This is a genomic window from Flavobacterium sp. J27, from assembly GCF_004303025.1.
GTDB lineage: Bacteria > Bacteroidota > Bacteroidia > Flavobacteriales > Flavobacteriaceae > Flavobacterium.
Window position 1 is genome coordinate 172,774 of sequence record NZ_PJQW01000001.1, and the last position, 11,396, is coordinate 184,169.

Annotated in this window: 9 protein-coding genes; 4 read left to right on the forward strand and 5 right to left on the reverse strand. The window is 31.3% G+C overall.

Features of this window, described 5'->3' with window-relative positions; genetic code table 11:
• Positions 1-3,029 (forward strand): T9SS type B sorting domain-containing protein (locus tag CX675_RS00660; protein WP_205728587.1); only part of this gene is annotated, 3,029 nt, incomplete at its 5' end.
• A 51-nt stretch (positions 3,030-3,080) separates the two neighbouring features.
• Entirely contained in the window at positions 3,081-3,932 is an 852-nt protein-coding gene (locus tag CX675_RS00665) for a phytanoyl-CoA dioxygenase family protein (protein WP_130733285.1), read from the forward strand.
• On the opposite strand, the gene radA is transcribed toward CX675_RS00665, so the two are convergent.
• The 5 genes from radA to panC all read right to left on the reverse strand — a co-directional run bounded on the left by radA (position 3,921) and on the right by panC (position 8,820).
• The gene (gene radA / locus CX675_RS00670) at positions 3,921-5,282 is read right to left on the reverse strand and encodes a DNA repair protein RadA (RefSeq protein WP_130733286.1); all 1,362 of its coding nucleotides are present in this window, start codon (positions 5,280-5,282) and stop codon (positions 3,921-3,923) included. The genes CX675_RS00665 and radA overlap by 12 nt on opposite strands.
• Before the next feature lie 6 nt (positions 5,283-5,288).
• Positions 5,289-6,503, reverse strand: coding sequence for an alpha/beta hydrolase (locus CX675_RS00675; protein WP_130733287.1), 1,215 nt, complete (start codon positions 6,501-6,503; stop codon positions 5,289-5,291).
• 89 nt (positions 6,504-6,592) lie between these two features.
• Positions 6,593-7,531 carry a lysylphosphatidylglycerol synthase transmembrane domain-containing protein gene (locus CX675_RS00680; protein ID WP_165395940.1) on the reverse strand — a complete coding sequence of 313 codons (939 nt, stop codon included), beginning with the start codon at positions 7,529-7,531 and terminating at the stop codon, positions 6,593-6,595.
• 24 nt (positions 7,532-7,555) lie between these two features.
• A complete protein-coding gene (panD, locus tag CX675_RS00685) occupies positions 7,556-7,906 on the reverse strand; it encodes an aspartate 1-decarboxylase (RefSeq protein ID WP_130733289.1) in 351 nt (116 codons plus the stop codon).
• 65 nt (positions 7,907-7,971) lie between these two features.
• Positions 7,972-8,820: a pantoate--beta-alanine ligase gene (gene panC, locus CX675_RS00690; RefSeq protein WP_130733290.1), complete on the reverse strand. Its 849-nt coding sequence runs from the start codon at positions 8,818-8,820 to the stop codon at positions 7,972-7,974.
• 107 nt (positions 8,821-8,927) lie between these two features.
• On the opposite strand from panC, the gene CX675_RS00695 reads away from it, so the two are divergent.
• Together CX675_RS00695 and CX675_RS00700 are read left to right on the forward strand one after the other, a co-directional pair.
• Positions 8,928-9,734 carry a glycogen/starch synthase gene (locus CX675_RS00695; RefSeq protein WP_130733291.1) on the forward strand — a complete coding sequence of 269 codons (807 nt, stop codon included), beginning with the start codon at positions 8,928-8,930 and terminating at the stop codon, positions 9,732-9,734.
• A 17-nt stretch (positions 9,735-9,751) separates the two neighbouring features.
• A complete protein-coding gene (locus tag CX675_RS00700; RefSeq protein WP_130733292.1) occupies positions 9,752-11,389 on the forward strand; it encodes a DUF4270 domain-containing protein in 1,638 nt (545 codons plus the stop codon).
• The last annotated feature ends 7 nt before the right edge of the window (positions 11,390-11,396 follow it).

Sequence of the window (11,396 nt, forward strand, 5' to 3'; positions counted from 1 at the left end):
TTTCACCCAATAGTGAAGTGTTGTATTTTACTGAAGAGATTCCTGCTACTGTAGTTTATCAATGTGATTTAACTGCTTCTACTATATCTAACACTGTTTTGCCAGTTTATTCTGGTTCAAATCCTTTGGCTACGGCTTTACAGTTAGGCCCCGATAATAAAATATATATAGGCCAATTGGCTGCGAATAAATTAGGTATTATTAATGATCCTAATACTTTGAATATAGGATGTAATTTACAAATGAATGCTGTCGACTTAGGAGGTAGATATTGTTTTAGAGGCTTACCCCCTTTTGTGTCTTCTTTTTTCTTTACTCCAAATATTCAATTTGAAAACAATTGTGTAGGAGAGAATATACAGTTTCAGTTTAATACTAGTCAGCCTGTTTTAAGTGCTAATTGGGATTTTGGAGATGGTTTTACTTCTACTGCTATTTCTCCTTCTCATGTATATACGTCTATTGGGAACTATACTGTTTCTGTTCAAGTAACTACTGTACAAGGCACTGGAAATAATACTAGAGAAATTATTATTTCAGCAGTACCAATTGCGACAGAACCTAATAATATCTTAATCTGTGATACAAATAATGATGGGTTCTATAATTTCAATTTAACACAAAATGCATCCGCTATTCTTAACGGTCAATCTGCTACAGCGTTTGGTGTGCATTATTATGCAAATGCTACTGATTATGCCAATAAGATTGTTATAGCAAACCCAAGTGCCTATCAAAATTTAATAGCGTACCAATCTCAAACAATAGTAGCGGAAGTATATAATTTAGAAAATGGCAATTGTACAGCAACCACTACTTTTGATATTCAAGTATTTGAAATTCCAACTCCATTAACTATTGTTCCTGCTATTAGAAAATGTGATGATACTAGTTTTGGTACCAACAATGATAATCGAATTGTGTTTGATTTAACCCAAAATGAAAATACTATTTTAAATGGTCAGTCGAGCAACAATTTTACGGTTTCTTATTATAGTGATTCTGGTTTTACCAATAGTATAGCTACTCCTAACTCATATGTTAATACAAATTCTTTTGAAACGATTTATGTTCAGGTTATTAATATTTTCAATGCAAATTGTATTGCAACAACCTCATTCGAAATAGAAGTATATCCAAATCCTGTAATCAATTCACCTGTAACTCTAAAACAATGTGATGATGATAACGATGGATTTAGTGCTTTTAATTTAACAGAAGCTGAAAATTTAATAGTTACCAATGCAACTGAATTTACTATTGCTTATTTCGAAACGCTATTAGATGCCGAAAACAATAACAATATCATTACTAATGTTACGGCTTACACCAATCAAACGGTAAGTACAGATACTGTATATGTTAGAATAACCAATACTAATGGTTGCTATAGTGTTTCACAATTGAATCTTGTAGTTTCCACTACTTTAATTTCAAACAACATTCAAGAAACTTTTACCGTTTGTGATGATATGGCTTCTGGTTCTAATACCGATGGAATTGCCTCTTTCGATTTTAGCAGTATTAATGCACAAATTTTGGCGCAATATCCTAGTGGACAATTAGTAGATATTACTTACTATCGTAATATAACGGATGCCTTAGCAGAACAAAATGCGATTGCAGATATTTCTAACTATACTAATATTGGCTACCCAAATTATCAAGAAATTTATGTACGAGTAGATAGCCAGCTGAATAATGAATGCTTAGGTTTAGGTCATCATGTTACTTTATATGTTGAAAGGATACCCGTGGTGCAACCTCAAGTTTACAATCATTGTGATGATGATCAAGATGGTGTTTTTGGTTTTGATACTACCAACTTAGAAACTGACTTATTGAATGGATTAACAAATGTTACACATAGTTATTTCGATTCTCTAGGCAATCCTATAGCCATGACCAATCCGTTTTTTACTACGTCTCAAATAATTACAGTTAGAGCTACTAACAATTCAGCTACTGGTTGTTATTTCGAAACCACCATAACTTTTACAGTAGATGATTTGCCAGAAGCATTTCCAATACCTGTTGGTTTAATAACCGTTTGTGATGACGAAGTAAATCCTAGTTTCCAAGACGGTTTATATGCTTTTAATACCAGTAATTTTGAAAGCACTATTCTAGGTAATCAAAATGGAATGATAGTAACTTATTTTGATGAAAATGGAAACCCATTATCTAGCCCATTACCTAATCCCTTTATTTCAGGTTCCCAAAATATAACAGTTAACGTATCGAATCCATTAAATACGACTTGTGCTGCTAGTATGATTATCCCATTACAAGTAAACCCAGTTCCAGAGGTTGAATTAATTGGTGATGGGTTGGTCTGTAGCGATAATACTTCTTTTACACTTAATATCGATGCAGGTTTAATAGATTCAAGTACCCAAAATGAGTATAACTATCAATGGTATTTAGATAATTCACTTTTACCTAATGAAACGAATTACAATCTTGTGGTAAATAATGAAGGTGTTTACTCAGTGATAGTGACTAATGCAACGAATTGTTCGAGAACAAGAACAATAACAGTTACGGCATCTGATGTAGCTACCATTAATAACATTCAAATTAATGATTTAACCGACACGAATTCTATTATCGTTTCGGTATCAGGAAACGGAAGCTATGAATATAGTTTAGACAATGAAAATTATCAATCTTCCAATATATTTACTAATTTAGATGCTGGTATTTATACAGTTTATGTAAAAGACAGCTATGGTTGTGGAGTTACCACAAAAGAAATAAGTATTTTAGGTATTCCAAAATTCTTTACACCTAATGGAGATGGATTTAATGATACTTGGAATATTAAAGGAGTAAACAATACTTTCAATTCCAAAACGATGCTTTACATTTTTGATCGTTATGGTAAATTACTAAAGCAAATTAGCCCTTTAGGAAACGGATGGGATGGTACTTTTAATGCACAACAAATGCCATCAGCAGATTATTGGTATACCATAAAACTAGAAAATGGAAGAATACTTAAAGGCCATTTTACATTGAAAAGATAAGATTTTTTTATTGAGTATGTTATTTTAAAAAAATGTATATATTCGTGTATTATGCATTCACAAATCACAACCACACAATTAAAGCAGTTTTACGAACAAGGTTTTGTAAAAATAGAAAATTGTTTGTCTCCAGCATTATTACAAAAATTGCGTACCTTTTTTGATGAAGTAATAGCTGATGAAAATGACCTCCAAAAAGTAACCATTTCAGTGGGTGAAAAAAAGTTCATTACAAATGTGGAATTGCTGTGTTATAAAAATAATTTGGCTTGTTTAGAATTGTTGGGTCTGCCTTTTTTACTAGACATGGCTCAAAAAATTTGTGGACCCGATTTTTTTGCGATTCAAGAATTTGCGGTAATTAAAAATTCGGGTGATCAATTACCCGTTTTATGGCATCAAGACATGATGCATGAACGCACAGGCAATTGCTTTACGGTGGGTATTTATGTAGACGATGCCCATGCAGGTGATGGGGCTTTAAAAGTCGTTCCCAAAAGCCATTTGAGTTCAAAAACCATTTGTGAATTGGCACAAGAAGAAGCTATTGAAGTACCTATGAATGCAGGTGATATTCTCGTTCATGATATGATGTTGGCACATAGTTCTGCTATTTTACAAAAGCATGATAAAAGACGTGTCATTTATTTCGAATTTTTGTCGGCCAAACAAGTCGCTACAGAAGGAATTTATACAGCTGAATTAGTGGAAAACAGAACCCAATTGTTAGCTGTTGCCACCAGTTATTACCACTTGCAAAACCCTTTATTGCCGCAATTTCAGTGGAAAAAAAAGGTAACTTGCTATGAAAATGAAGAACAAATTAGAACCGCTTTACATACTATTTATGCCATGCCAATTCACGCCAAGCCATCTAATTATTGTTTTGAATTACCCAAATAACTCACTAACTACATCTTCAATTTTGGATACTAAAACCACTTTGATAGCGGTATTTTTTAAGGTAATTTTATTGTGTTTAGAAACCAAAATAGTAGTAAAACCTAGTTTTTCTGCTTCTTGAATGCGTTGGTCTATTCGGTTAACAGGTCTAATTTCACCGGAAAGACCTACTTCACCTGCAAAACAAAAACCTTCTTCTATACTGATGTCTTCGTTTGAAGATAAGATAGCAGCCACAACAGCCAAATCAATAGCAGTATCATCAACCGAAATTCCACCAGTAACATTCAAAAAAACATCCTTCATACCTAAACGAAAACCTGCTCTTTTCTCTAATACAGCTAAAATCATGTTCAAGCGTTTGGCATTATATCCTGTCGTACTTCGTTGCGGTGTTCCATAAACAGCCGAACTTACCAAAGATTGAATTTCTATCATTAAAGGACGCATTCCTTCTAAAGTACACGCAATTGCTGTGCCTGATAAAGCTTCTTCTTTATGTGAAATTAAAATCTCTGAAGGATTGTCTACTTCTCGTAAACCGTTGCCTAGCATTTCATAAATACCTAATTCTGCAGTAGAACCGAAACGATTTTTTAGAGAACGCAAAATACGATACACATGATTACGATCGCCTTCAAACTGTAGCACCGTATCTACCATGTGTTCCAAAATTTTTGGACCAGCAATAGTACCATCTTTAGTAATATGACCAATTAAAATCACAGGAACATTCGTTTCTTTAGCAAATTTAATCAGTTCTGCGGTACATTCTCTAATTTGAGAAATACTACCCGCTGAGGATTCTATATAATCGGTGTGTAAGGTTTGTATTGAATCTATAATGACAATTTCTGGTTCCATTTCCTGAATTTGTCTGAAAATATTTTGTGTTTTGGTTTCAGTAAGAATGTAACAATTGTCGCTGTTAGGAACAATACGTTCCGCACGCATTTTAATTTGTTTCTGACTTTCTTCCCCAGAAACATATAACGTTTTGTAAGGTAATTTTAAAGAAATTTGAAGTAAGAGTGTGCTTTTACCAATACCTGGTTCTCCTCCTAAAAGTGTTAAAGAACCAGGAACTAAACCGCCTCCTAACACACGATTTAATTCATTGTCTGTGGTGTTGAGTCGGATTTCTTGTGCCGAATCAATTTCTTTAATTAATAATGGTTTAGGGGCTTTGGAAATCGAATTAGTTTCTGTTTTCCAAGCTTTTTTTTCTTCTTTTTGAATAACTTCTTCTACTATGGTATTCCATTCTTTACAAGCATGACATTGGCCTTGCCATTTTGAAAAAGAAGTGCCACAATTCTGACAATAAAAAGCTGTTTTTACCTTAGCCATATCTTTTTATTCTCCTTCTTTTTTCTCTTCACTTCCTTCTTCAGGAGCGGGTTCAACATATTCTTCTACAGTAGAGGCGTCTTCCTTACCTTTTAAGCTTTCCGCTTTATCAAGCATGAATGATTTTGTTATTTCTCTAATTTCTTCTAAAGTATATCCTTTTCTATATTCTTTAACGGCTTTTTTAAATTCACCCGATTTTTCGTAATATAAGGCTTGGTGATAGGTTCCTAAAGTAGTTTTTGGATAGTTTTTGTCTGCATATTTTCCTAGTTCTTGTAATTCAAAATAGGCTTTATTTTTTAAGATGGCAGCTTCAATTGCTTTAAAGTCAGTTAATCTTGGTTTTAATTTCAATCCAAATTTTTCTTCTAACTTCGTATACTTATCAATTAAATATTGTGTATATCCTTTTTCAAGAGTAACAATTTTTTCTTTGTATTCCATCATTGAAATAGGTTGGTACCCATCAAAAATAAAATATAAAGCTTGAGGAATAGCTAAAGCAACAAGCGAATAATGACTTGCTCCTTTAAATTGGTCAAAACGATAATTAAATGTTTTGTTTGGTATAGGAGAAATGGTTTTGTCTAATGCTTTAGCACCATCATTTATGTCGGTTAAGTCTCCTTGGCCAATAGCATGATAATAAAAAATAGGTTTTTTTATCAGCGGTAAACGTTCTGCCACTCTTTTAATCATTTGAGGCGCTAATTCGGCACCAAGAGAAATATAGGCATTAAAAACAGGATCGTCTTTGTATAAATAGAAATTCAAGAAACCTGCTGTGGTATCATGACCAGCAATAATTCTAAAAGGTTGAGTTCTGTATTTACCTTCTATGTAGGGTAATAATTCAAAGCCAATGAATTCGAAAAAACTAGCTCCTTTTCCCGAAGGCAAGCCTGTTTGGTCATAATCGCTATCATCGAAGCGTTGTTCTCCATAGTTTTGATTGATGGCTACTATAATTGTTTCAGGTAAATCATCCCAATAATTACCATATTTTAAGTTGCCTTCAAAAGGATTTAAAAGATATTCTCCATCTAGTAATACTAAAACTGGGAATTTTTTTTCGATATCAAATTCATAATTTCCTGGTAAAGAAACGGTAAATGTTCTTTCTTGACCTAATTTTTTCGATTGGATAGATTCTGTAATTCTTTGCGAAAAAGTGAATGAAGTAACTAAGATAAATAGTAAAAGAATTCTCGTTTTCATATAGTTATAAGTTAGTTTTGTGTTTTTTCAGGGATAAACTATATTAATGTATGTTGATTCATGCATTAAAATATGTGGCAATATACTAATTAATTTTTATTGAAAAGATTCAAAAGTAAATAAGAAATTAATCCTAAAACAATAGTTAATATGGTTTGTGAAGTCCAGATAATCCAACCTAAAGCAGTGCCAGCATCTTCGGCGATACCATATAGTAAAAGTACTTTTGCTATAGAAATTGGGAAAGCACCAATACCTCCATTTGTAAACCCTACAGCTAAAGTTCCAAAAATAAATCCCATAATTACAATATCAAAAGAAATAGAAGCTGTTTCGGGTATTGAAAAAACACAAACATAAAACATCATTAAATAAGAAAACCAAATAAAAAAGGAGTGTGCTAAATACTTCCATTTGGTTTTCATTTTTAAAATACTGGTCATTCCTTCCACTAGTCCATTAAATTTACTTTTAATTTTTAGGATAAAAGACCATTTAGACCAACGCCATAGAAATAAAAAGAGAATCATTCCTGCTAAGGCAATTCCAAAAAGTAATGCAATTTTATGAGGTGATATGTGTGAAAATATGAACGTATTAATTTTTTCAAACTGGATTAAAAAAGCAGTGATTACAAAGAGTAAAAAAATGAGTAAATCTACCACTCTTTCCGCTACAATTGTTCCAAAACCTTTGTCAAAAGGAACTCCTTCATAATTTTTTAAAATAACAGCTCTACTTATTTCTCCTGATCTTGGAATAGTTAGATTTAATAGATAAGAGATGCTTACAGCAAAAAAGGAGTTGTAAAATTTAGGTTGATACCCTAAGTGATTTAATGAATATTTCCAGCGATATGCTCTTGACCAATATCCGAATAAAGAAATAAAAATAGACAAAAAAACATAAAAGTAGTTTGCTTCCCTAAAATAGTCTTTTATTCGTTTTAATTCTGTTTCAGTAAAAGACGAAAATTGATAATATATAAGAGCTATTCCAATAAGTAATGGAATAACAGTTTTTAACAATTTTTTGAATGAAAACTGCAAAACTTATGTTAGTGAATTATCTTTTTCGTTTGGAAAAACTAAAGTAGGCTTGAATTTTTTAGCTTCTTCAAAGTCCATAGAAGCATAAGAAATAATAATAATAATATCGCCTCTGTGAACTTTTCTTGCAGCTGGACCATTTAAAGTAATTTCACCTGTATTTTTGGGACCTTTAATGGCATAAGTTTCTAATCGTTCTCCATTATTAATGTTAACGATTTGTACTTTTTCACCTTCAATAATATTAGAAGCCTCCATTAATGTTTCATCAATGGTAATACTTCCTATGTAATTCAAATCGGCTCCTGTAACGGTAACTCTATGAATTTTTGATTTAACTACTTGAATATGCATGGTGCAAAGGTAATTATTTTGGATAAATTAATTATTTTTTTTTAAGAAATCTAATTGGCTATTTTTTAGTATAAAGAGATGTTGTCTATTAGTCTAATATTTTCGATATAAACAGCTATAAAACCTCTGTATTTTTTGGTTTTACTTTTCCTTACACAAGTACTTAACGTTTCTTCGTCAGCAATTTCAAAATATTCCAAATTAAAATCAGGATGTTTTTCAAAAACGTTAGAAACTATTTGGGTTACTTCTTTTGCAGATTTTGTTTGAAATTGCGTTTTTGCTGCTAGTAAAGTTTGATAAATAATTGCTGCTTTTTCTCTAGCTTTAGGGGAAAGTCTTTCGTTTCTTGAGCTCATTGCTAAACCATTTTTTTCTCTAAAAATAGGACATCCAATTATACATACAGGAAGATTGTGTTTTGCAACTAATTTTTTTACAATTTGTAATTGTTGGAAATCTTTTTCTCCAAAATACGCTTTTTGAGGTTGTATAATTTCAAAAAAGCGTTTTATGATAGTGCCTACACCATCAAAATGACCAGTTCTATGTTTTCCTTCCATTTTTGTTTCCAATCCATCATAGTTGAAATGTTCCGATACAATATCTTTTAAATAAATATCTTCAACTGATGGAGCGTATATTAAAATGTCTTTATGTAGCATTTTTATTTTTTCAATATCAGATGCTAAAGTGCGAGGGTACTTTTCTAAATCTTCTTTGTTGTTGAACTGTGTTGGATTAACAAAAATACTTACAATTACAGAGTCATTTTCTTTCAGTGCTTCTTTCATTAAAGAAAGGTGGCCTTCGTGAAGAGCTCCCATAGTAGGGACAAAACCTATTGTTTTATTATCATTAGTTAATAAACTTAAATGAGAAGATAAAACGTTCTGTTCAGTAAAAATAACCATAAGGTTTTAGATTAATTAGGATGCAAACTTACTATTTTACTAGATAAATCCATAAATTTTTGTAATTTTGCATGTTTTTTAAAAACAAATGTTAAACAAAATAAATTATGGAAGATAAGAGGATATTGTACGTATCATCTGAAGTGGTGCCTTATTTAGCAGAGAATGAAGTTTCATTACAATCATATGAATTTCCTAAAATGATAAATGATATTGGAGGCCAAATAAGAATTTTTATGCCACGATATGGAAATATTAATGAAAGAAGACATCAACTGCACGAAGTGATTCGTTTATCGGGAATGAATTTAGTGGTTAACGATATGGATATGCCTCTTATTATAAAAGTAGCTTCAATACCAAAAGAAAGAATTCAAGTATACTTTATAGATAATGATGAGTATTTCAAAAGGAAGGCTACTTTTACAGATGAAGAAGGTGTTTTGTATCCTGATAACGATGAAAGAGCTATCTTTTTTGCAAAAGGTGTTGTTGAAACGGTAAAGAAGTTAAACTGGGTTCCAGATGTAATTCATGTGCATGGTTGGATGGCCTCTTTATTGCCTGTTTATTTGAAGCATTATTATAAAAATGAAGGTATTTTTGCTGATACTAAGATTATAACTTCTGTGTATAATTTAGGTTTTGAAGGAGAACTAAATTCTGAGTTAGTTGGGAAAATGAGTTTTGATAATATTTCGAAAGAGACTACAAAAGATGTTGTTACTCCTAATTATGAAAACTTGATGAAACTTACCATTGATCATTCAGACGGTTTAGTTGTAGGGTCTGAGAATTTAAGCTCAACTTTAACAAAATATATAGAAACTTCGGGAAAACCTTTTTTACCTTTCGCGTCCAAAGATAGTGTTAGTGAGTTATATACTGATTTTATCAAAAAACATATTTTATAAATTACTGTTTTATTTATATGAAAAAAATTGCTTTAAATTGTGCTTTATTGTTAGCTGTTGTTTTTTTTAATTCTTGTGATAAAGATTTTAACTCTTTAGGATCTGATATTATTGGGGAAGAGCACTTTGGTTTAGAAAGAAGAGATGATTTTAGTCTTGTATCCTTTACAAAGGCAACAGGAGAAGTTCAGTCTAATAATTTGCCTTCTAATATGTTAGGGGTATACGATGATCCTTATTTTGGAAAAACTAAAGCTAGCTTTGTAACACAATTATCGTTGTCTGTAGTAAATCCTAATTTAGGTATTGAGAGGGAAATGCAGGCAAATGATTCGGTATTTTTGTATGTGCCTTATACAAGTACTAAAACGGCTACAGGAGAAGGGATTGAGCCAAATACATATGAGTTAACTTCTGTTTTTGGAAATGAAAATGGTACATTTGATTTAAAGATATTTGAAAATGGATATTTATTAAGAGATTTTGATGCTATTGATCCTTCTATTCGTCAAAGATATTATTCAAATGAAAATACTACTTTAATTGAGCCTAACTTAATTGGTTCTCAACTTAATGATTCTTCTGAACCTCTAGAAAATACAGGTTTTAAATTTAGTAATGAGGAAATCATTATTTATAAAACCAATGGTAATGGGGAGTATTTAAATAGTAATGGGCAAGTTACCACAGATTTAACCAAAAGAGTAGTCAAAGAAAGGCTCGCTCCAGGAATGTGGATTAATTTGAATAAAACTTTTTTTGAAAATAAAATTGTTAATGCCAATGAATCAGATTTGTTAAATAATAACATCTTTAAAGAATATTTTAAAGGATTGTATTTTCAAGTAACAGAAACCACGGGAGTAAATGCTTTGGCGTTATTGGATTTTACAAAAGGATATGTAACGGTTCAGTATCATGCTAAAGACGATGAAGCTACAGATCCTTTGAAGAAAAAATCGGTTAAGATAAATCTATCTGGAAATACTATCAATTTTTATGAAAACACATTCAGTTCAACTTATGTAACAGCTTTAAATAATTCAAATACTACTACAGGTGATGAATTGTTATATTTAAAGGGAAATAAAGGCTCTGTGGTTTTTATCGATTTATTTGGGCCAGATGCGGATTCAAATAATGTTCCAGATGAATTAGATGAGTTGAGAAATGATAACGTATTAATTAACGATGCATTTCTTACTTTTTATGTTAAAAACGATGGTCAGAAAAATGCTAAAAGAATCTATTTGTACGATGCTACAAATAATAAAGCATTGTTAGACTATGTCTATGATAGTACAACGGCTACAGATCCTAAAAATAACAAATTGCTTTTTGGAGGTATTCTAGAAGTAGAGGATGATAATGAAGATTTGGGGGTAAAATTCAAAGTAAGATTACGTAATCATATTAATAATATTGTTAATGGTGAAAATGAAAACACTAATAAAAATGTTAGATTAGGATTATCGGTAACTGAAAATATTGCTAATTCATCTAGTTACTATGTTTTTGATGAAGTTGCTTTTGGTAATGAAAAATTGCCAGTAGCTTCTGTTATTAATCCGTTAGGGACTATTGTTTATGGAAACAATACTCTAGACGAAAGTAAAAAATTGAAGTTAGAAATTTATTATACAATACCTAATTAATTAAGCT